We start from the raw sequence: 22,126 nt of genomic DNA on the forward strand, positions 1-22,126 counted from the left end.
CAAACGCATTTGATTGATGCCTTTCAACCTTTCATCGATCATTTCCCCGTTTTCCGCGTGCCAGTATTACTTTCAGATCTTGAGAAGCAGGTGCTACGCAGTCACAGCTTCTGTATCTGGCTGTAAGGCTTTGAAGACCAACGTCAGAATTCAAAAAAAACAAAATTGTCTTAAGAGAGCAAGATAGAATGCATTGCTCTCCTATAATCATCTAAAGGTAAGAGATTTTTATGAGTTTTTGTATAAAAATTTCTACATCAACAGCCTCGCGGCTAACAGAGTATGTAATTAGATGATTTTAGTTATAATACCTGCTCCTTGCCAATTGAAGGTGCGAGGGCAGATCAAAAAATTACTTGGTTGTATTAGTACAGAGCCTATAAAGATAGAAAATAGCGCTGTAAAGCTGCGTGGTTATTGCCTGTGTCATCACGATTTGTACCACATTGAAGTTTTCTATCTAGAAAGAATTCAGATGGGGAAATCAAAGGTTAGCGGAATTCATGGAATTAACTCACCCGTATTCCACAACTCCACTATAGTGCCAGAGTATGACGGGCTACTCGATGAAGCCCGTGTCGCGTTTCATGAATGGCTGACTCGAACCTCAGCCTTCAACACATGCAAAGCTATTTACTGGATACTTTGGCTAATGACGCGAGGAATAAACCCTTTGGCAGTCTTAATTCGTCATGTCAGAGTTCTGCAAAAGAGTGAAATCATATTTAATAGAAAAACTATGTTACAGCTTGATGCGATCGCTAAACCTCTCAATACAAATATCTAGGGTAGTATGATTTGATCTTTTACTTAAGCGGGTAACGCGATTCGAACGCGCGACATTCACCTTGGCAAGGTGACGCTCTACCACTGAGCTATACCCGCAAAACTTGTGCAATTCTTATCTTCGCAAGTTAACCACAATTTGTCAACCCCCATTGTGAGCGATCAGCTAATTGCTAATCGCTAAGCAAATACTTCTAACCCATTGCTTCGGGAGCAACAGAGACATCTGGCGCTTGCGCACTTCTGAGGGCTACAGGTAGCTGCGAATCTCGATACGATTCGACTTCGAGTCGCGAGTGCAGTTGACGCATCAAGTTACCCATTTCTAGGGCATTCATTGCGTAATCCCAGCCTTTATTACTTTTGATGCCTGCTCTTTCCAACGCTTGCTGCATCGTATCCGCCGTCAAAATGCCAAAAACGACAGGAACTCCCGTTTGAAAGCCAGCGGCGGCGATTCCTTTAGCCACTTCACCAGCAACGTAATCAAAATGTGGAGTTTGCCCGCGAATCACCGCCCCCAAACAAATGATTGCATCATAGCGCCGCGATTGTGCGAGTTGGTGCGCGACGACTGGAACTTCAAAACTTCCAGGAACCCAAACATAATCTACTTGATTGCCATGCGGATTAACGTCAACACCATGACGTTTTAAGCAATCCTGGCATCCCTCCAGTAACTTAGTCGTAATTAAATCGTTGAATCGCCCAATGACTATTGCCAAGCGTAATGGCTCAGTTTGCGCAAAAGTACCCTCAAAAACTGCCATAACTATAATTAAATCTCATACTTTTATGTCTTAATGAAATCTGCTGCTTTGTCTTCTTGCAACGCTACTTTGACAATATAGGGGCAATATAGTCATTGCCCCCACAGAGTACTAGTGTATCTTGATATTGCTAGTAATTTGCTGTGCAGTCTTAAACAACGAGAAAGTTTAGCGCACCGACTAAAAAGACTAGAGCAATCCAAGCAATCGAACCTACCCAAAGTAGCCTTTTGGATTCATTCCAGTATTGCGGCGTAGCGTAAGCAACTGGAACGCCAATTAGCATAGCAAATGACATAATAACCAAAGCAACTAAAGCAATTTGAAATAAAATTGTGAGCATTGGTGCTTCTCCCAAAACAGCAACAAGGTGAACAAAATTGTTGAGCGTAAAGCTGACTATACTTTTGATTATTCCTTATTTGTACGCTATCAGAAAGGCGATCGCTTTAGGTAACATCAAAGCAACTGCCAAGCATGACAATAAGATCATAGCCCTGCTGCTTGAATTCATAGCAATGTGGTCAATGTGCTGTAATGCTTCTTTCCCTGACCTCCGACCTCTGACCCCTGCTATATAAAATATGGACTTAATTTTGTGTCATACAACAGCAGATTTTGACGCACTGGGTGCAGCTGTTGGCGTTGCGCGGTTGCTTCCTGGGGCAAAAATCGTGTTAACAGGTGGTAGCCATCCGGCGGTGCGTGATTTTTTAGCGCTACATCGCGACGAGTATCCGTTAATTGAACGCCGTGCGGTTCATCCTGAACAAATTCGTTCATTAGTCGTAGTCGATACACAAAAGCGCGATCGCTTAGGTAAAGCAGCCGAGTGGTTAGATTTACCGCAACTAGAAGCGATTCGCGTATACGATCATCACGTAGATGTTGCAACGGATATTCCCGCGACACAAATTCAAATTGCACCTGTCGGCGCAGCGACAACTTTAGTCGTCGAAGAATTACAACAACACAACATCAGTGTCAACTCAATTGAAGCCACGGTGATGGCATTAGGGATTCATGTTGATACCGGATCGCTGACTTTTACCCAAGCAACTGCCCGCGATGCGATCGCCTTATCATGGCTAATGAACCAAGGGGCAAATTTACGCGTCATTCGCGACTATATCGATCCTGGATTATCACCGGAGTTACAAGAATTACTGACAACAGCTTTAGCCGACCTGCAAACCGAAGTTATCAGCGGCTACAACATAGCTTGGGTACTATTAGAAACCACAGGTTATGTCATGGGTTTATCCAGCCTTGCTTCGCAGCTGATGGAAATTACCGAAAGCGATGCACTCATTTTAGCTGCACAGCATATAGACGACGAACGCTTGACGATTATCGGGCGATCGCGAATTCCTGGAACGAACCTCAATGAAGTTTTTCAAGAATTTGGTGGTGGCGGACATTCGCAAGCCGCATCAATTTCGCTACGCAGTGTCGATGTCAAACAAACTTTGACAGCAATTTTAAACAAGCTAAAAAAACAAACTCCCCAGCCACCGATCGCCCGCAATTTAATGTCTTCACCTGTACGCACAATTCGCCCTGAAACGACGATTGGTGAAGCACAGCGGATTCTTTTACGCTACGGGCATTCAGGCTTATGCGTTGCTGATTATAACGGTCAACTTGTTGGTATTGTTTCTCGCCGCGATCTTGATATTGCGCTGCATCATGGCTTTAGTCATGCACCTGTTAAGGGATACATGAAAACGAATGTTAAAACAATTCTTCCAACAACAACACTACCCGAAATTGAGTCACTCATGGTGACTTACGACATTGGACGGCTACCCGTTTTAGATAACGGTGAACTAGTGGGAATTGTGACGCGTACTGATGTGCTGCGCGAAATTCATCAAGCAGAAACCAGCAGGGAACAAACGGCTAGGGATAGCATTTTACCCAACTACCGACAAGGCGCGTATCAACTTTTGCGCGATCGCTTAGCCCCACAACTCTGGGAATTACTCATCAAAGCCGCAACCCACGCTTCGCAACGCGGCTGGCATTTATATCTTGTTGGTGGTGCAGTACGCGACTTACTACTAACCTACTTTCGGCATGACAAGTACGGTTCAGACAAAAGCACCTTCAATCATAATTCTTCACTTCTCACTGATATTGACTTAGTTGTAGATGGTCCTGTTGCCAACAATGGTATCGGTGCAGGTGTCCAACTTGCCCAAGAATTACAGCAAATTTATCCCAATGTCCGCTTAGAAGTTCACGGCGCGTTTCAAACCGCAGCACTTTTATGGCACAAAGACCCAGTTTTTGATTCTTTATGGGTAGATATTGCCACAGCCAGAACCGAGTTTTATCCTTACCCCGCAGCTAATCCGGAAATTGAAGCGAGTTCGATTCGTCAAGACTTGTATCGCCGAGACTTTACAATCAACGCTTTAGCAATTCGGCTAACATCGCCCCGCGCCGGAGAGTTATTAGATTTCTTTGGCGGGTTTCTCGATCTTCAAGCCAAGCAAATTCGTGTTCTCCACGCTAACAGTTTTATTGAAGATCCCACGCGGATTTATCGGGCAGTGCGGTTTGCTGTACGGCTAGATTTTACGATTGAACCCGAAACGGAAAGCTATATCCGCTACTGTATCGCTAGTGGTATTTACAACCGCGTGCAAGGAGATACGCCTGCATTGTCTACGCGTCTTAAAGGCGAACTGAAATATATCTTAGAAGCACCTTATTGGAAGCGGGCGTTGAAGCTTCTTTCTGATTTAGGCGCACTCAAGTGTATCCACCCAACTTTAGAACCTGATCGCGAATTGTGGCGACAACTGCGTTTGCTAGAACGCTGTTTACAACAAAAACTTGACTGGCAACAAAATCTACATCATTGGCTACTGCGACTCGAAGCGATCGCGGCTCACTTATCACCCGAATACCGCGCGCAGGTCGCGACAAATTTACAACTTCCTGATGATAGTATCAAACGCCTTGCATCATTAAGTGAGGCACAAACCAAAATTGAGGAATTGTTACTTTCCTATCAGCAACCCAGTCAAGTGGTACAGTTACTTCGTCGTTACGATACACCAACGCTGATTTTAATCGCTATCCGCACCAATCGTCGTGTGAGACGGTTAATTTGGCAGTATTTTAACTCTTGGAGGCTAATTGAGCCACCATTGAACGGCAATGACCTAAAAGCTTTGGGTTACAAACCTGGACCGCTGTACCGCATCATTTTAGACGAGTTACTAGCCGCAACGCTCGATGGTAAGATTAACCACAGTACGAATTCTGAAGAACTCCGCAAGTGGGCGATCGCCTTTGTCAAGAACCGCTACCCACAATAAAAAATCAGCTAAGATTATCGCTTATTAATCATTGTTTAAGACGATCTATTCCTCACACTCCGCAGCAGTAGAGCAGACAAGCAAGTTATAATTTTTGCGGATGCATGTAAAAAAATATTTATGAGTAATCCTTTTGTCCAAGCTTTTTTTGTCGGTAGAGCCGTTGCTGAAATTTTCAACGAGCAGCTAGAAAATACCTTAACAGACGCGCTCAGCGAACTAGGTAAACTCGATGCCGAACTCAGAGAACAAATGCGCCAGTTTTCGGATGAAGTCATGGAACGGGCTAATCGGGAAATGGAAATGACCACCAGAGGTAGAACGACAACGACAATTGTCACCCCAGATACCCAACCTGTAGATACACAGGCAATGATTGACGACCTCCGTGCCGAAATTGCCTTATTACGTACAGAAATACAGCGTTATCGCAGTAATTCTGGCACAAGCAACTAAAACCTGAAAAGTTGTAGCTCTCGCAGGGTAGAGGCGAAAATACGCTTATCTCAGTCATAATTTGACTAAAAATTCCCTGTAAACGTTTGAAGAATTTCTAGCAAACAAACTTAGGAACATTGAGTGTCTGTTCTTCCTGCTGACTCCGTGAAAACCCTACGGTATACCAATAATCTGGAGACGGGCTATAGAGAGAAGTCCTACCGTTGGAATCGGGAAAATTACTCAAGCAAACGCCGTTTTGTTGACATCTGGCTGTTTGTGATTCGATTGCTGGCTGGTTTTTGGTACAACAATAAATCATGGAGTTATTCAGGTGGAGTTACTGATGCCAAGCGCAGTGCGCGACGCAAACGCCAGGCTATTTGGATTCGCAATAAGCTGCTAGACTTGGGACCAACTTTTATTAAGGTAGGACAGCTATTTTCGACGCGTGCAGATTTGTTTCCGAGTGAATACGTCGAAGAACTTGCTAAGCTGCAAGACAAAGTACCCGCCTTTAGTTACGCGCAAGTAGAAACAATTATTGAGCAAGAACTCGGCAAAAAACTTCCTGAACTCTTCACAAGTTTTGAACCGATTCCGATCGCCGCCGCGAGCTTAGGTCAAGTTCATAAAGCACAACTGCACTCAGGCGAAATCGTTGTCGTTAAGGTACAGCGTCCAGGATTACGCAAGCTTTTTGAAATTGATTTAAAAATTCTCCGAGGAATTACGCAATACTTCCAAAATCATCCTAAATGGGGGCGCGGTCGCGATTGGATTGGAATTTATGAAGAGTGCTGCCGCATTTTGTGGGAGGAAATTGAGTACATCAATGAAGGGCGGAATGCGGATACTTTTCGACGCAATTTTCGCGCTTACGATTGGGTAAAAGTTCCCAGAGTTTATTGGCGCTACACGTCTTCTAGAGTACTGACTCTAGAATACGTACCTGGAATTAAGATTAGTCACTATGAAGCGCTAGAAGCCGCAGGAATCGACAGAAAATTGGTAGCGCGTCAAGGTGCTGAAGCATACTTACAACAGCTACTCAATGATGGTTTCTTTCATGCCGATCCCCATCCAGGTAATATTGCGGTCAGTCCAGAGGGATCGCTAATCTTCTACGATTTCGGCATGATGGGGCAGATCAAAACGGGCGTGCGCGAACAACTGATGAAGACGCTGTTTGGTATTGCCCAAAAAGATGCGCAACAAGTTATCGATTCTTTAGTTGCATTAGGAGCATTGGTACCCACTGATGACATGGGACCTGTACGACGCTCGGTGCAGTATATGCTCGATCACTTTATGGACAAGCCATTTGAGAATCAATCGGTGGCGGCAATTAGTGACGATCTATACGAAATTGCTTACGACCAGCCCTTTCGCTTTCCGGCAACTTTTACGTTCGTGATGCGGGCATTTTCAACATTAGAGGGTGTCGGTAAGGGCTTAGATCCAGAATTTAATTTTATGGAAGTTGCTAGACCTTTTGCGATGGATCTTATGACTAACGGCAATGGTATTGAAGGCAATAGCTTTCTGAACGAATTAGGTCGCCAAGCAGCCCAGGTAGGTAGTACTGCCTTCGGACTGCCAAGACGTCTAGAGGATACACTAGAAAAGCTAGAACGGGGTGATATTCGCGTGCGCGTACGTTCAATCGAAACCGAGCGGCTATTACGTCGGCAAAGTAACCTGCAATTAGGAACAAACTACACGATAATTATCAGTGCTTTTACCCTGTCCGCTACGCTATTATTAGTCAATCATTATATATGGCTGGCAATTATTGCTGCGGCGATCGCCGCAGTAGTAGGGGTAGCGCTTGTTCGACTGCTCATCCGCATTGACCGATACGACCGAATGTATTGATATTTTTTTCTCAGGCAACTATGAAACTGCGCTTCACGGGTCTTAGTAACCCAGGGTTGGTACGCTTCTCGAATCAGGATGCTTACTACATTGATCCGGAAGGGCGGTTTTTTATTGTCGCTGATGGGATGGGCGGTCATACAGGCGGCGAAGAAGCGAGTCGTATTGCAACACAAGTTATTCGCAATTATCTATTGCAACATTGGCAGAGCGATCACGCAACGAAAGTCTTATTAGAAAATGCTTTTAAGCAGGCTAATCTCGCGATTGTTCGAGAACAACAATTACAGCCGCAATGCGGCGATATGGGAACAACCGCCGTCGCTGTCGTTTTTCGCGACCAACAGCCCGCGATCGCGCACGTTGGTGATTCGCGCCTGTATCTGTTTCGTGGTGCAGCACTACAACAAATCACCGCGGACCATACTTGGGTGAATATGGCTTTACACCAAGGTGATATTACGCAAGAAGAAGCCCGCGCGCATCCCTGGAGACATATTCTGTTGCGCTGTTTGGGTCGCGAGGAGCTAGATCAAATTGACCTGCAAATGCTCAACGTTCAAAGTGGCGATCGCTTGCTGCTATGTTCAGATGGATTGACAGAAGAACTCGCTGACGAAGCAATTGCTTTTCATCTTCAATCAAACCCTGCGATCGAGAAAGCAACAGCTGCCTTATTGAAAGCTGCCTTAGCAAGCGGTGGGCATGATAATATCACCGTAGCGATCGTTGAACTTGAGTAAAGGTTTTCGTTCGGTATCCATACTCCTGAAGATCGCAGTCTTTTGGTAAATAGCAGTTTTCTCCTGAAATTCAAAATATTTTTAAGTATATATACTTAACAGTTGTTCAATTTGAGCATTTTTACTTTTTGTAACTTGATAAAACTAACTTGAGCCTTCCTGGAATTCACCGAGGTTAAGGCTATTTCTTTTGATTAGAATAACTATTCATCGGGGAGTATGCGCAACTTGTCAACTATTTGTTATATTTTGTAAAAATAGACCTAAATGTAGAGAGTACAACAATTGCTCCTACTTTAAGAGTCACTAGTACCCTCAAGTATCTTGTTTGGAGTTAGCTATGGATCAGCCGATCGAACTTTCTTTGGAACAACAGTTCAGTATCCGCTCCTTTGAAACACAAGTACAGAACATGAGCCACGAGCAAGCCAAAGACTTCTTGGTTAAGCTCTATCAACAGATGGTGATGCGTGAAGCAACGTACAAGCAGCTGCTGAAGCATCACTGGGGATTAGAAGGAGGTAGCTGGGCTTAAGTCACACAACCCAATGTCGCAGTAGGCGACCTCCATCTCTTGCTCGGTTCCAGCAGGGAAAAGAACTGGGGGTGTTGGGGCGTCAACTCCGAACAAACAAGAACGTCAGAAATTCAACCAACTGCTATCTAAGCTTCACAAAGCCACGCAGATATTTCCCAGAGATATACAACGTTAAAACTAACTCGTTGAGTTGAGTACGTAAAATTTCTACGCAGCATGAGAAACTATATTTATTAACTATAAGCCTTCAATTTTCACTTCAAATCGGCTTTAAGCAGACTTCGCTACCTAAAAAAGGAACCACAAAGAAAAACGCTTGCAGGTAGAGTCGCATTATTTACAACTAGCGTTGAAATATCTACAACACAAAGGCGTAAGAGTTTCAGAAAGTTTTTGTGTGAAGACTCATGAGGTTAATTAATAGCTATGCAACGAAAAAGTTTTTGTAGTGTGGCAGGAGTCAGAGATCAGGGTTAAAAGCAAGCTATAGTAATAAAATTGACCTTTTACCATGTCCTAAGCATCTCTTCAATTGTTATAGTGCATAAACAACGATTTAGCTATTGTGGACTGCTGCTAACTTCATAATTACTTGTGACTTAATTTTTTCTAACTCTTTTTTTAGAAGACCGCGACTAAGCTGTGGAGAGGCGGTAGAAACCGCGCTTTGACTCATAGCAACCCACTGTTGTAATAATTGGCGTTGTGCAGGTGCAATCTCAGTTTGCAGACAAGCAAACGCACGCTGCGGAGATTCACGCGTAAACAATAGGATTTTATAGTATCCAGTTTCGAGTAAGAGTTTTGCTAACTCCATACCTTGAGAAGATTTTAAGTCTAAGTAGTAGGGTAGCCATTTGGGCGTATGTTCCTGGCTGTGTAAGACAGTAAGCCATAAAATCATTGGATGCGGAGCATTTAGAAATAAAAATTGGTTGTAACGCGTACCTTGTAGCCGTTTTTCGATCTCTTGTTTTGGTAGCATGACCCATAAAGTGGCTGTTAGTTGATTGTGTACGCGGATCGGATGCGGAAAAACAATATCTGCGATTGGTTTATTTTTTGGCCAAGAAGGTATTTCATCAATACCCGCAGCAGTAATTGAATACTTCTCAAGCGTACTAGCAAGATTGGTCTGCAAAGAAGCTGGTATATTTTTATCTTGGGCAGTAAATTGTACTGGCTCGTGTTGTTCTAGAGATGTAATCGTTTGGAGAATTTCATTGATGTTTTGGGGGCGATCGCTGGGATTTTTGGCTAGACAGCGCATCACTAAAATTTCTAACGCCTGTGGTAATTCCAAGCGAGGATTTATTTCGCTAAAGGAGCGCGGTGCGTGGAAGTGATGTGCTTTATACCAACCACCAAACGAGTTGGTATTTGCTTGTACAGGCATCTTACCTGTTAACATTTCAAACATCATTACACCCAAACTGTAGATATCTGACCGATTGTCGAGTTCCTTACCCTCAATTTGTTCAGGCGAGGAATACGCCCATGTTCCCAAGTAGTAGTTTGTTTGAGAACTATCTGATTGCAGTAGTTTCGCAATCCCAAAATCAAGAATCTTGACTAATTCCCCAAAACTAGGGTTGGGTGTGACTAAAACGTTGCTGGGCTTGATGTCACGGTGAATAATCGGACAAAGTTCCCCATCAACCGGAATACCATCATGTGCTGCTTGAAGTCCTAAGCCGAGTTGACGCGCAAAACTCAAAAACCGTGTCAAAGTGAGTGGTTGTATTCGGACAATCTCACTTAAACTTTCTCCTTGCAAGTATTCCATTACATAATATGGAATTCGATTTTCGTCTACGCCGTAGTCCATGACGCGGACAATGTGAATACTTTTTTGACCAAGAAGCGCGCAAGTTTTAGCCTCGCGTTCAAATCGTTCCTGTACTCTAATTTTGTTGTTTTGAATCGAGAGCGCGAGAAATTTAATGGCAACAGGTACACCACCCAACAATAGGTCATTGGCGAGATAAACTTGACCCATAGCTCCTGTTCCAATGAGTTCTTGAAGTTGATACCGCTGAGCAATTAAGCGACCAATGTTGGGATCTGTCATACGAAGTTAAATCGACCAGTGATAGGGTTTTATGGCACTAGCCAGTATTAGCTGTGTAATAAAGAACATTAATCTGCTGCTTGGGTTTATATGTTAGCTAAACAACAGCACCTGAAAAGCATTACACAGACTAGTTACAAGACAAACTTAACCTCAATTGTAAGAAATCTCCAAGCGGGATTATACTGAGAAGTTGGCTTTGTTTGGTACTCTAATAGGGATTAGGGACTAATACCATTTCATTTTGAAATTACTACAAATAGGGAGCAAAGGAGAAATGATGTGTAGTTTTTATTTCGTGAAATGGTTTATTACCAAATTGGCAGAAAAAAGTCAAGTGATAAGCTAAGCTGGAAAAATGACAAGAAAAGCCCATCGAGAACGCCATCTTTCCAGTGAAGACCTGAAAGCTCGTTATAGCTCAACACTAGATAAAGTAGGATGTACAACAAGCGCAACTGTGGCAGGTACTGGAAGGCAAAGCACCGGATGGTGGGTTGTGGAATGGTCGCAAGGTAGCAGATTGGTTAAGTGAACTGACAGGAAAACGTATCAGTCGCCATCGGGGGTGGGAGTATCTACAACAAATGAGATATAGACTGCGTGTTCCGCGACCAGAACATGGGGAGAGTGACCTTCTAGAGCAAGAAAATTGGAAAAAACTGAATTTGAGGCTCAAGTTTCTTCAAGCTCGATATCCAAACGCTGAAATCGAGGTGCGGTGCATGGACGAACATCCTCTAGGTTAGGCATCTTCCAATCTCATCAAATCCATTGGTATCGTCAAAACATTCATCGTGCTTTAGTCCTACTTCCCATAGATAATCATGTTCTGCCGCAGTTATTATCTTCATTAGAAGAATTACTTAGTTTCGCTTTCTTAATAGAAAATTTCTCATAATGAGCCGCTAATCTGACTAGGATAAGCGATCGCGTAGGTACACATATACAAAATACTTTTACGAAATAACTACTGCTTGCCCTATTTCCGCCGATTGCCTTGCGGCATCTGCAACTTTCAATGTGTACAAACTCGCAGTTGGACTCACGTACATATCCGTATTTGTCAACAAGTGATTTAACACCATCTCTGTATCTTTAGCAAATAAACCACGGCGCGAACCGACTTCAATCAATGTTGTTTGTTCTGCTTGCACTAACTTACCAGCATCACCTTCAAAAATTAACCCGCCTTTTTCGCCGTGAATCTCAAACTTGCGTTCATCTTGCCATAAAGTTTCGCCTTTAGCGTAGGTTACATCAGCAATGACACCACTCGTAAACTGAAGTTGAGCCGTACACAAACAAGCTTGATAAAACTCACCTTCACCCCAATGACGATTTTGACAACGAACTGATGCGACTTCACCAAATAAATCTGTCAGGCGATGTAAGCGCGAAAGTGCTGCAATAAGGGGAAAACCAAATAAGTCTTTATGATACGTCCATTTGTGTGGCGCAGGATGTTGAGGTGTCACTGTCGCGTAGCGGGCGTAAAAAACTTCACCAATTGTCGGTAAATTCTGCTTTAGCGCTTGGTGTAAGCCACCGAGTAGTTCGATGTGCTCAACGTGGAGCATTTTATCTCGATCGCGCGCCAAGGTAACAATATTTTCAGCTTCTGTAACATCGAGTGCTAGCGGATATTCTACTACTACGTGTTTATTATTTTGCAATGCTGCTGTTGCGATCGCACCGTGTTCTTTATTAACATTTGATATAACAACTAAATCTATGTCAGCTTGTACTAAGTCCACCCAAGATGTTAACGCCTCGGCTTGATAGGTTTGGGCAAACTCTTGCGTTTTTTCTGGTGTATGACCAACAATGGCAACAACTTGCGATCGCTCATCTTTCTGAAACGTTTCCGCCCTCAATTTCGCCGCATACCCAGTACCAACAATCCCTACACGTACCAAACGCTCTTCAGAATAACCAAACCCACGCATCTTAGTTCTTCCCCTTCACTACTCTCTAACTACTAGCCACTCGTCATTAACCACTCACCTCTTTCATAAGAATAACTAATTAGGATTAAATAACTAAATTTCATTACTAATCGCCTGCAAAATCGGGGGTAATGGGGGGTTACAAGCTATGGTTTTTCTCGTAGTATCAGAGATGAAGTGAACACAAATATACCGGACTTTGCGGATAAGCAAAGCCCTAAGTTTGCTTTAGTTTATCTTATACTGCCGTTGCAAATAGAGAGGACTGTTGAATGGCAACTTACAAGGTCACTTTAATCAATGAGTCTGAAGGACTGAATCAAACGATTGAAGTTGACGATGATACATATATTCTAGACGCTGCTGAAGAAGCAGGGTTAGACCTACCTTATTCTTGCCGCGCGGGTGCTTGCTCAACCTGTGCAGGTAAACTTGTGTCAGGTTCAGTCGATCAATCTGACCAGTCTTTCTTAGACGATGACCAAATCGAAGCTGGCTACGTACTAACCTGTGTGGCTTACCCCACTTCTGATTGCACCATCGAAACCCATAAAGAGGAAGACCTCTACTAATCGATGTAATGCCGATCAGTTGATCAATGTAGCAGATTTATAAAGCAGGAACGAGATTAAATCGCCAAACGTTCCTGCTTTATTTTGTTTTGTTAGCTGCTGAAAAAGCTTCATCCGAGTAGAAGGTAATGCGATCGCTCAAAGTTTCAATTTGCGTGCCAGGATAATAAAAATTCAAAATGCGCGCACTTGACCAACCTAACCTTGCTAAACGCTGCGAACCGGTTTGACTTAAACCGACACCGTGTCCAAATCCGCCGCCCACAAAAGCGTAACCCCACAGTGAGTTTGTGCCTTTATTGAGTGGTTGCAGATAAAATAGCGTACTGCGCGGTGCAGCAAACGCGCTACGCACTTCATCTTTTTCTAAAACAACTGTTCCTATATCCGTTTGTACTGCGAGTTTCAGAATGCGTCCACTAGGCGATCGCTCAGTGACTTGCATCTGATAAATCTGTTTCAGATTTGCCCAGGGGCTATTATTCGCCTTGAAAAAGCGCTGCAAATCTTGCGTAATCTGGACTAAACTACTTTCTTGGCGCCAACGAAACATACTCCAGCCAGCTTCGTTAAATCCTTGCTGTAAACCAATAAAGCGCTGAAAATTCTTTTCTTCAGCTAAGCTTTGTCCCGACAAGTTCCACACACTACCAGCAGCATCGATAACAGGTTGTAGGTAAGGACGATCTGTTCCTTGCCAAACATCGCTAAACGCTGCCGTAACGCCGCCTGTAGTTGAAGAATACAACGCATCTACCAGTTGATTATTGTATGTTAGTACTTTTCCTTTCGTCGCTGCGATCGCGCGATCGGCTAGCGGAACCGTACCACTTAAACCTCTATAAACTTGACACTGCGTATCTGCACACAGTTCGTAGTTATCAATCGTAAACCGACGTAAGTTGCGTAAGGCATACGTCCGTGCAATAATTGCCTGGGCTTCTACCGCCGAGTAAGGCACATTCGCTCCAATTTCGTGCGGGACGACACCCCGCAAATAAGTTTCTAGCGGAACTTCGTTAACTAATGTATAAGTGCCATAAGCATTTGGTTGTAGCCGCATTCTGCCTGCATACAGCCGCAAATCGCGCTGATTTTTGCCCTCACTGACTTGAATTAAGTTTTTGTTCGTTGTAATGTCGATTTCTTGATAGGTGTAGCGCTGACCATCAACGACTAAATTGACTTGCGGTACTTGTTGCAATACTTGAGTATCGAGGTAAGCATTGCGATTACCCTTCACCTGTAAACTCAACAATAAGAAACGTCGCAGCAGTGGTGAATTGTAAACATCGCGCTTTGCCCAAACTTGCCACCGTTCTGGTTGCGCAATTTCAACTTCAATACCCATTTTTTGCCACTGTCTAGCACTATGTTCCGCCGTTTCAAAACTTCGGTGCGTACTCAGCACGACTCGCTCGGCTAAAGTTGCTTTAGGCAGCGGTTCCATGACGGTTTCTAGCTTGACGTTGGTTGCTTGTAGCGTTTTTTCCTTGTCTTTGGTTTTGGTTTGAATTGTCAAGCGATCGCCTGCAGTTGCTTGTAAACTTAAAACATCAGTCGGTTTAGCACCAAATCTTTGTACGACTCCAATTTTGAGTTCTGGCTCAGATGCTGGCGCGGCGATCGCCCCAGTTGCTGTACCGCACAAAACAACCGTTGTCACGCATAAAGAGACGCGCGCGCGTACTTGGCTTTGATTTCGCTTCCACAACGCGAGAAAAGCTAACACGTGCGAATTGTAGGAAACACAACCGAATGCAAGTTGACGATTTGATAAGTTGACACAGCAGGCATCTTCAACTTTCGCGTGCTTTGCATTGTTCTGTGTGTGCGTCGCCATCACTGCTTCCTCGCCTGGTCGTTTTAGTAGCGTAATTTTTCTCAGAATAGCTTTATTTCCGAGGACTGTGGAGGCTTATTTTAGTTCCTTTTTGAGGATTTTTCAAAAAACTTGCAACTTAAAGTCATAACGAGTATGATTTATATATAAGCAATGAAGAGGTAGCAAGGCTTATGGTGAAGGTACGAGAAATTCCGCTCAATCAAATCAAACGTCCACTGCCACGCGAGAACGATCCGAACAAGGTAGCTGCTTTAATGGCATCAATTCGAGAAATTGGACAACAAGAACCGATTGATGTCCTCGAAGTTGATGGGCAGTACTATGGTTTTTCAGGGTGTCACCGCTACGAAGCGTGTCAGCGATTGGGGAAAGAGACGGTTTTAGCTAGAGTCCGCAAAGCCCCTCGTGCTGTACTAAAAATGCACTTAGCCTAAAAATATTCATTCAGGAGAATTGTATGCAAACTCAAAGTAAAGTCATGCCAGTCAACATTGGCATCAACGAAGAAGATCGCAAAGAAATTGCGCAAGGGCTTTCACGTTTACTTGCAGACAGCTACTCACTCTACCTCAAAACGCATAATTTTCATTGGAACGTCACAGGTCCAATGTTCCAAACATTGCACGTACTATTTGAAGAAGAATACACCGAGTTAGCAAGTGCGGTAGACGAAATTGCTGAAAGAATTCGCGCATTAGGCTATCCAGCACCTGGAACTTATAGCGAATTTGCCGAGCTAAGCTCGATTCCAGAGACGAAGGGTGTTCCCAAAGCTGAAGACATGATTCGGCTATTAGTAGAAGGTCAAGAAGCAGTCGTCCGCACCGCACGTTCAATTTTCCCTGTTGTTGAGCGCGTCAACGACGAGCCGACGGCGGATCTTTTAACGCAGCGGATGCAGGTTCACGAAAAGAATGCTTGGATGCTTCGCAGCTTGTTAGAGCAGTAAGAGGGTTCAGAGGTCTGAGCTTAGATTTTAGTTAAGGTGATTTTGCCCCTTTAATCCCCACAAGTGGGAGACTTTGAGGAGATCTTGGCGCAAAATGATTTGTTGTAAGGAAGAAGCCTTAGTAATTAATAAGACCTCCTGCATGAATTGCACTCTTCCTACGACTCCCTTCGGAGCTATCTAGGCAAAGCCTACCTTCAGACACTAAAACAAGATTTGTGAGAGGGTAGGGCATGCCTTTTTGTTTATTTAGGTGCGATATTCATTCGCGATCGCATTCATAGCAGAGATCAGTTAACAGTGGACAGTGAAGAGAGTGTGGGAAGACTGTTTCAACTTACGCGTGGCGTGTTCAATGTCCTAACTACCTCAACGAAACTGCTATACGCAGGAGGTTTAAAGATTAAGGTTGTTTTCTCATCCGTGTTTTTTGATATGGCTTTATTGTTGCGACAATTAAGCTATGAACGCACAAGACAAATCCTCAAGTAGGAATCCAGAATTAACTTCCGATTCCGATCACCTTACTGCTGCGTTACAAACACAAATGCAGCAGGTAGGCTTATCGAGTTTCAAAGCGTTGGCTGATGCAGCGGAAGTTTCGCCGCAACAGATTCGCAAGTTACGTCGTGGCGAAGTTGGGCAAATGCGTGTGGAAACTCTGCTCAAGCTTTCGCAAGTGCTACAAGTATCATTAGATGAGTTATTAGATACTTTTTCTAGTGCAAGTACTCAGGCAATGCTACAGCAGCCAGATACATTAAAACAAGAGTACCAAAGATTGCAGCACTTACTCGAACAGCAGCGCGAAAACTTATGGCAGGAGTTTCAGCAATCAAGTCTACAACAGCTTGAGTCCTGGTTGGTGCAATGGCCAACAGCAGCACAAAAAGCGCAGGAAAATCCGCAATTACCTGCTGTGCGGTTGTTACCTTTAATGCGACCTGTGGAACAGTTATTGCAATCTTGGGGAGTCGAAGCGATCGCACCTGTAGGAGCAGAATTGCCATATGACCCACAAGTACATCAACTCTTAGAAGGAACTGCACAGCCAGGTGATCGCGTTAAGGTACGTTACACAGGCTACCGTCATGGAGAAAAATTACTGAAGCGCGCGCAAGTAAGTTATGTCGCCCCGTGGAGTCCTTGAAACAATCTCCCCTTTGGCTGATGTTCTTCTCGGCTGAGATTTGTTCCACTATGTATGGACGAACAAGAAGAGTAAAACCAGGAATTATGCGTAAGATCAATATTGGTTTATCTGACGAACAACGCGCGGGTGTAGTTGAATTACTTAACCGCGACTTATCTGACGCGTATCTAGTTCTCATCAAAACTAAAAAGTTTCATTGGGATGTCATTGGTCCCCAATTTCGCTCACTCCACGAAATTTGGGAAGAGCAGTACACAGCTTTAACCGAAAACATTGATGCGATCGCTGAGCGCGTACGTGCATTAGGTGGTTTTCCTGTCGGTACCGCAAAAGGTTTTCTAGAAAACTCTACTATTAAAGAGCAAGAAGACAATATTCCCCTAGCTACTGAAATGGTTGCTCAGCTAGTAGACGATCACGAGCAAATTATCCGCAATCTACGCGATCACGTTGATCAGTGTTCTGAAGAATTTCATGATGAAGGTACATCTGACTTTCTTACAGGCTTAATGGAGCAGCATGAAGAAATGGCATGGATGTTACGCTCCTTTATCGAAGGCGAATCTTTAAAAGCAGATGGTTCTAAGCCTGAGGCTGAAATGAAAGTTCCTGCTCAAGTAAAATAATTGGGCGTTGCTGAACAGAAGTATGATTTGCTCTCCTCGCCCCCAAGCCTGGGGAGCAACTGCTTATTTAGTGAACGCAAGCAAGTGTCTTTCCTGTGGCAAAGTCCATACCTAGAACAGCGCACGGAAAATCATTACCAAGTTGCTGAACAATAGGGTGATTTGCTGAGTTGCAGCCTAAAAATAGTAAAGCTGCATCTTCTGACTCCACAACGGCTCTAAGTTCTTGAGCGACGTCACCAAATCGCAGATGAGTCACAAGCGAACCTCGCCATTCTGCTGCAAGGCTTTTTGCTTGCCATAAAATCAGGTCAGCTTGTTCAAATAAATCGGGAGATGTAATGCGCGGCTGTATTGCTATTTTCCAAGGAGATGAACTTGCTACCGGTTGAAATGCTATTTGGGCTGATTGCTGCAAAGGCTTCTCGTTGTAAAATCTGCTGATATCAAAGGCAGGAGAAGTTGGACAATGATGCCGCTGAGCGTGTTCTTCGGCAACATAGACTACACGAACAGTCACTTGCTTTTGAGTCGCTAAGCGAGTTTGATGGGCAATCCATAGTGTCAAATCTAAAGCTGTCTGACTGTTAGGAGAACTGTTATAACCAACAACAAGGTTAACAGATGTGGTGATCGCATTTTGACGATGCGATGCTGGTGGTAGCAACATCATTCTTTCTATGGCATTCGTACCCATTGCGCTTTGTAGACGCGCGAGCATTGGCTTGATATTCATGCGTTTAGATAACCTTATGTCAAAAGCAGGTACAAAAAAACTGAGCAGTACGAGCCTCAGACACTGAATGAGATACAAGACATTGTGACAATGCTTACTCTTCAGTCTCCTCTCGATGCCTACGAAGTTAGCTGACGGGCTAGGACTGAGAGATGTCCTTCTACCTTAATTGGGCTGATTAGATAATTAAGGCTTAATAGATACGCCCCATAACTTGGTTCCTCCGCTCTAGCTTTCTTTCAATGCGTTAAGTGACTACTTTAAAAGAAGTATCTAGATTAGGCTGACTTACTCAAACTTTGTAGATCGTATCATCAATCATGACATCAATCAACAACAAGAGCGATCGCGCTTCAGTTGATTGCACAAACTCTAAAATTATTGGTAAAAATCTAAGATGAAAAGATAACGCCTCAGGCATTTAATGCGATGAACCATAAGTTCAAAGTAGTTGCATGGATTAAACCTTTCGGGTACTTAGCACTCGGTCTAACAGTTATTAGTACATCTCGTACGGTGCTCGCTAAAACATCTGCAACAAATCACAATCACAGCAATGTAATTGCACGCCGAACCGCATTGCCAACTCAGCAAGAATTCCAGCTAGCGCAGATGGGCGAAAACCGAGATGAGGAGCGAACTCGATTCATTCAAGCTGCTGATGCTTTATACAGTCAAGCGAAATTTACCGAAGCCGAGGAACTTTTACGTAAGTTAATTGAAAGATATCCAAAGTATGCTGTCGCGCACTACAAACTGGGAAATGTACTGTTTCGTCAAGAAAAAGCCGAGGAAGCGATCGCTGCCTATCAACAAGCAATTGAACATAATTCGCGCTATGCCTTAGCTTATAATGCGATCGGTATGGTTTTAGCACGTCAAGGTCGATGGCAAGAAGCAATCGCTGAGTATCAAAAAGCACTAGAAATTAATCCTGAGTATGGTGAAGCTTTGACACATTTGGGACAAGCATTTTGGCAACAGGGAAGACGCGACGAGGCTTTAGCATCCTTAGAAAAAGCTTTGAGTATCTTTAAAGCCCAAAATCGCCTCGATCAAGCTTATCGGCTAGAACAACTGTTAAGAGACTTAAAGTCAGATGATGACCCTTCTGTAGCATAAAGTAGATTATTCTCAAGTTAGATGCCAGCAAGTCCAGAAGACGTATACTCTGTAAGAATTCGCTAAAACAACAGTCATTCTGTTTGGATTTATACCACTAGACTGAGCGATCGCTATTTGAGATTGCTTTGAGAGTATACGCCTATAGAGGGATTCTTTGCATGGTAGATGCACAAACAACAGAGAACGAAAAATTTCTTGGTGCAGGTAGATCTGGACAGGTTTTCCTGATCAAGAGTCAAGATGAAAGCATTGCTAGAAAGATATTTGCAGGCGACAAGCTCACTAAATTGGTTCACTATGTTTTTCTAGGAGCGCCTAACCCTTATATTTGGAATGAAGATATCATTCAATGTGCATACTACCGCCGTAAAATTTTAGGTGCTTTAGTTGAGTATTGGTTTGATTCACAACTGAAAGTCTCAGATGCGATCGCTACTGATTGGAATCAAGAGCAAAAAGCATATCAAATCGATACAGAATTTGTTGATGGTAGAAGCGTTTCACTATCTCAGCCTTTTACTCGACTGCGAAAACGCGAATTACCTGATTTAGTCCATCAAATAATGATACCACTTCAACAGAAGTTAATTGATGCAGGATTTGATGGTTTGGTTTGGCAAGCAGGAAAAGGAAATCCAGTTGCGTTAAATAACTTTTTATTGACAGACGTAGAACATAATGACACAAATGGTAAATTCAATTATTACTATGCTTGGATTGATTTAGAATCAGGTGTTCCTGCACTTGCTCCATTAAATGTTTTAAAGCTTTTTACATACTATATTCCCATGTCATTTAAGCATGGGCAACCTTTATTTGATGATGCTGATATCAGAACTTTAAAAAAATATTTAGAGAAACACAAAACAGAAATAACAGAGAAGTTAGGTAGAGATAAATATACTGCAATTATTGCAGACACTAATAATTTAGACCAACATCAAAGTAAATGGAAATCGCTCAAGCGAGTTGAGCGAAGTATTCATTACCAACTCAAAAAAGGTAAAATTAATCAACAACAAGCACATTGGTATTCTCGCCATATTGGACAGTGGTATTTAAGAGAAATTGTTAGAGCTTGGCAAAAAATATTACGGTTGATAGTTAAATTACCGCTTAAAATAATTAACAAACTAAAGAAAATTCCATTTCGACGTTTTTTTTCACAAACCTGGAGAGTTTTAATTTCGCAACGTTATCGTCTACAGTTTACTAGAGATTTAATTAGCGATCGCATCGATGACTGGCACGACCGAAAACAACTGATTTTCGAAGAAGCAGAGTTTTTGAAATCACGGTTAGATAAAGAACACGGAAGTGGTTATTTAGTTGACTTTAGTATTCACGTTGCACTTAAGATAATTATCCAATCATTAGAGTTTATCGTAATTCCTTCTCTTTTTGCACTCGGAGTAATCGATGAAATAGGTTTAGGGTTTTTGTTTGTCGCTGATGGACCTATTTTTAGATCGATTTACACAGGTTACAGAAGTATTCAAGCTTTGTTAAAAGGTCAAGAAATACCCTGGATTGCTTTTGTTGTTGGTTTGATTCCCTTTGTGGGTACTGTTGCTTATCCGTGTCAACTTGTTTATTCAACGGCTGGTAAGCGCGGTAAAGTAGCACAATTTATTGTTTATGATACTTTTACCCAACTTGGTGAGAAAATTCCCATTTGGGGTGGAGAAGATACTTTAACTGAGCATTTTTTTAATCAATTAGCATACAAAGTTATTCGGCTGCTGAATAATTATGTAGGTGATTTGCGTGAGAAAATAGTTTAGTAGATAATATAATGTTGAGGAAACGAACCACAGAAGAGGACACAACCGTAAGGGGCGGGTTTCCCGAAGGAAGCAAAGTGTCGGTGCATCAGAGTACACAGAGGACACTAGGGAGGTTGGTTTAACTACTTAAGGTTTTGATATTGCTACATCTTCATAAATGGCTGCTATCGGACAATAAAAATCAATGCTAGCTAGGTGTATTTCTTGCTCTTGTTCATAAGGATAAAGTTCCCAACGCCCTTTTTCGTTACGACGGAAACACTCTACGTTGTTCATTGTGTCGTGCGAAATTAATACATATTCTTGTAGTGAGCCTAAGTGGCGGTAGTCACTAAACTTTTTACCTCGATCAAAAGCTTCTGTTCTATCAGAAAGTACCTCTATAACTAAGCGTTGAAAATGTCTAAGTAGATGTGTTAAATAATACATAATATATGTGAAATAATATCACTGAATGAGCGAGTAAATTATGCGATCACCCCGATGCGTGTAGAATTAGGAATTTGGCAAGGATCGTATCAAAATGCAAATTTACCGTGGTTACGGTGGTGGGATACTGATGGTAATTTGTTGTTAACAGGCGAAGAACGTGCGGAAGTAGAACGGCAAAAACGTGAAAGAATTATTGAGAAGTTGCGATCGCTTTCTCCCGAACAACTCAATGCTTTAGGTATTGATTCAGAAATGCTAGAATAATGTTGATTATTGAGCATTTTACTTAAGTTTACCACTCCGTTTCATAAATAAAATTTGTCATAGCAAATCCGAGGTGAATAGCCCATTTAGAAAAGGACAGTTTATCCAGTTTTGAGAGCATCTGGATGAGG

22 protein-coding genes, 1 tRNA gene, 1 pseudogene and 1 riboswitch are annotated in these 22,126 nt (G+C 42.9%); of the genes and pseudogenes, 15 read left to right on the forward strand and 9 right to left on the reverse strand.

Going from position 1 to position 22,126, the window contains the following annotated elements:
• Positions 1-475 precede the first annotated feature (475 nt).
• Entirely contained in the window at positions 476-787 is a 312-nt protein-coding gene (locus NIES1031_RS25100) for a hypothetical protein (RefSeq protein WP_218596852.1), read from the forward strand.
• 26 nt (positions 788-813) lie between these two features.
• Here NIES1031_RS25100 and NIES1031_RS18330 read toward each other — a convergent pair.
• The 3 genes from NIES1031_RS18330 to psbZ form a co-directional block, all read right to left on the reverse strand.
• Positions 814-885: transfer RNA gene (locus tag NIES1031_RS18330), tRNA-Gly, on the reverse strand.
• 95 nt (positions 886-980) lie between these two features.
• Positions 981-1,556 carry a 6,7-dimethyl-8-ribityllumazine synthase gene (gene ribH / locus NIES1031_RS18335; RefSeq protein ID WP_015186537.1) on the reverse strand — a complete coding sequence of 192 codons (576 nt, stop codon included), beginning with the start codon at positions 1,554-1,556 and terminating at the stop codon, positions 981-983.
• Positions 1,557-1,707: 151 nt separating this feature from the next.
• Complete coding sequence (psbZ, locus tag NIES1031_RS18340; protein ID WP_073550933.1) at positions 1,708-1,899, reverse strand: photosystem II reaction center protein PsbZ; 192 nt, start codon at positions 1,897-1,899, stop codon at positions 1,708-1,710.
• 241 nt (positions 1,900-2,140) lie between these two features.
• Between psbZ and NIES1031_RS18345 the strand changes: the two genes are divergently transcribed.
• From NIES1031_RS18345 to NIES1031_RS18365, 5 genes are all read left to right on the forward strand, one after another.
• Positions 2,141-4,888 carry a CBS domain-containing protein gene (locus NIES1031_RS18345; RefSeq protein WP_073550934.1) on the forward strand — a complete coding sequence of 916 codons (2,748 nt, stop codon included), beginning with the start codon at positions 2,141-2,143 and terminating at the stop codon, positions 4,886-4,888.
• Between the two features lie 120 nt (positions 4,889-5,008).
• Positions 5,009-5,344, forward strand: coding sequence for a DUF6825 family protein (locus tag NIES1031_RS18350; RefSeq protein ID WP_015186534.1), 336 nt, complete (start codon positions 5,009-5,011; stop codon positions 5,342-5,344).
• A gap of 147 nt (positions 5,345-5,491) precedes the next feature.
• Positions 5,492-7,204, forward strand: coding sequence for an ABC1 kinase family protein (locus NIES1031_RS18355; RefSeq protein WP_236738900.1), 1,713 nt, complete (start codon positions 5,492-5,494; stop codon positions 7,202-7,204).
• Positions 7,205-7,224: 20 nt separating this feature from the next.
• Positions 7,225-7,947 (forward strand): Stp1/IreP family PP2C-type Ser/Thr phosphatase, encoded by a 723-nt coding sequence (locus NIES1031_RS18360; RefSeq protein WP_073550935.1) that lies wholly within the window; start codon positions 7,225-7,227, stop codon positions 7,945-7,947.
• Between the two features lie 340 nt (positions 7,948-8,287).
• On the forward strand, positions 8,288-8,482 hold the full coding sequence (locus NIES1031_RS18365) for an NblA/ycf18 family protein (RefSeq protein ID WP_015186531.1): 195 nt from the start codon (positions 8,288-8,290) through the stop codon (positions 8,480-8,482).
• A 559-nt stretch (positions 8,483-9,041) separates the two neighbouring features.
• Here the strand turns inward: NIES1031_RS18365 and NIES1031_RS18370 are convergent.
• On the reverse strand, positions 9,042-10,556 hold the full coding sequence (locus NIES1031_RS18370; RefSeq protein WP_073550936.1) for a serine/threonine-protein kinase: 1,515 nt from the start codon (positions 10,554-10,556) through the stop codon (positions 9,042-9,044).
• A 440-nt stretch (positions 10,557-10,996) separates the two neighbouring features.
• Here NIES1031_RS18370 and NIES1031_RS18375 point away from each other — a divergent pair.
• Positions 10,997-11,302 (forward strand): annotated as a pseudogene (locus tag NIES1031_RS18375) (winged helix-turn-helix domain-containing protein); the annotation flags it as partial.
• 213 nt (positions 11,303-11,515) lie between these two features.
• Here NIES1031_RS18375 and NIES1031_RS18380 read toward each other — a convergent pair.
• Complete coding sequence (locus NIES1031_RS18380) at positions 11,516-12,505, reverse strand: Gfo/Idh/MocA family protein (RefSeq protein ID WP_073550937.1); 990 nt, start codon at positions 12,503-12,505, stop codon at positions 11,516-11,518.
• Between the two features lie 272 nt (positions 12,506-12,777).
• Between NIES1031_RS18380 and NIES1031_RS18385 the strand changes: the two genes are divergently transcribed.
• Positions 12,778-13,077 carry a ferredoxin gene (locus NIES1031_RS18385; RefSeq protein WP_073550938.1) on the forward strand — a complete coding sequence of 100 codons (300 nt, stop codon included), beginning with the start codon at positions 12,778-12,780 and terminating at the stop codon, positions 13,075-13,077.
• 79 nt (positions 13,078-13,156) lie between these two features.
• On the opposite strand, the gene NIES1031_RS18390 is transcribed toward NIES1031_RS18385, so the two are convergent.
• Entirely contained in the window at positions 13,157-14,920 is a 1,764-nt protein-coding gene (locus NIES1031_RS18390; protein WP_073550939.1) for a SpoIID/LytB domain-containing protein, read from the reverse strand.
• A gap of 173 nt (positions 14,921-15,093) precedes the next feature.
• Between NIES1031_RS18390 and NIES1031_RS18395 the strand changes: the two genes are divergently transcribed.
• The 4 genes from NIES1031_RS18395 (at position 15,094) to NIES1031_RS18410 (ending at position 17,651) form a co-directional block, all read left to right on the forward strand.
• Positions 15,094-15,357: a ParB N-terminal domain-containing protein gene (locus tag NIES1031_RS18395; protein WP_073550940.1), complete on the forward strand. Its 264-nt coding sequence runs from the start codon at positions 15,094-15,096 to the stop codon at positions 15,355-15,357.
• Positions 15,358-15,380: 23 nt separating this feature from the next.
• Complete coding sequence (locus tag NIES1031_RS18400; RefSeq protein WP_073550941.1) at positions 15,381-15,872, forward strand: Dps family protein; 492 nt, start codon at positions 15,381-15,383, stop codon at positions 15,870-15,872.
• 463 nt (positions 15,873-16,335) lie between these two features.
• Positions 16,336-17,022, forward strand: a complete 687-nt coding sequence (locus tag NIES1031_RS18405; protein WP_178378178.1) for a helix-turn-helix domain-containing protein — start codon at positions 16,336-16,338, stop codon at positions 17,020-17,022.
• Between the two features lie 86 nt (positions 17,023-17,108).
• The gene (locus NIES1031_RS18410; protein WP_041918801.1) at positions 17,109-17,651 is read left to right on the forward strand and encodes a Dps family protein; all 543 of its coding nucleotides are present in this window, start codon (positions 17,109-17,111) and stop codon (positions 17,649-17,651) included.
• A gap of 67 nt (positions 17,652-17,718) precedes the next feature.
• Here NIES1031_RS18410 and NIES1031_RS18415 read toward each other — a convergent pair whose 3' ends face one another.
• A complete protein-coding gene (locus tag NIES1031_RS18415; RefSeq protein WP_073550942.1) occupies positions 17,719-18,387 on the reverse strand; it encodes a universal stress protein in 669 nt (222 codons plus the stop codon).
• Positions 18,388-18,488: 101 nt separating this feature from the next.
• Positions 18,489-18,631, reverse strand: a riboswitch (cyclic di-AMP (ydaO/yuaA leader).
• Positions 18,632-18,679: 48 nt separating this feature from the next.
• A complete protein-coding gene (locus NIES1031_RS26105) occupies positions 18,680-18,808 on the reverse strand; it encodes a hypothetical protein (protein WP_269086026.1) in 129 nt (42 codons plus the stop codon).
• Positions 18,809-18,816: 8 nt separating this feature from the next.
• On the opposite strand from NIES1031_RS26105, the gene NIES1031_RS18420 reads away from it, so the two are divergent.
• Together NIES1031_RS18420 and NIES1031_RS18425 are read left to right on the forward strand one after the other, a co-directional pair.
• Positions 18,817-19,509 carry a tetratricopeptide repeat protein gene (locus NIES1031_RS18420; protein ID WP_073550943.1) on the forward strand — a complete coding sequence of 231 codons (693 nt, stop codon included), beginning with the start codon at positions 18,817-18,819 and terminating at the stop codon, positions 19,507-19,509.
• Positions 19,510-19,670: 161 nt separating this feature from the next.
• Complete coding sequence (locus NIES1031_RS18425; protein WP_073550944.1) at positions 19,671-21,296, forward strand: hypothetical protein; 1,626 nt, start codon at positions 19,671-19,673, stop codon at positions 21,294-21,296.
• Between the two features lie 129 nt (positions 21,297-21,425).
• Here NIES1031_RS18425 and NIES1031_RS18430 read toward each other — a convergent pair whose 3' ends face one another.
• Positions 21,426-21,728, reverse strand: coding sequence for a Uma2 family endonuclease (locus NIES1031_RS18430; protein WP_236738899.1), 303 nt, complete (start codon positions 21,726-21,728; stop codon positions 21,426-21,428).
• Positions 21,729-21,782: 54 nt separating this feature from the next.
• On the opposite strand from NIES1031_RS18430, the gene NIES1031_RS18435 reads away from it, so the two are divergent.
• Positions 21,783-21,995 (forward strand): hypothetical protein, encoded by a 213-nt coding sequence (locus NIES1031_RS18435; RefSeq protein WP_218596853.1) that lies wholly within the window; start codon positions 21,783-21,785, stop codon positions 21,993-21,995.
• The last annotated feature ends 131 nt before the right edge of the window (positions 21,996-22,126 follow it).

It is taken from the genome of Chroogloeocystis siderophila 5.2 s.c.1 (genome assembly GCF_001904655.1).
Lineage (GTDB): Bacteria > Cyanobacteriota > Cyanobacteriia > Cyanobacteriales > Chroococcidiopsidaceae > Chroogloeocystis > Chroogloeocystis siderophila.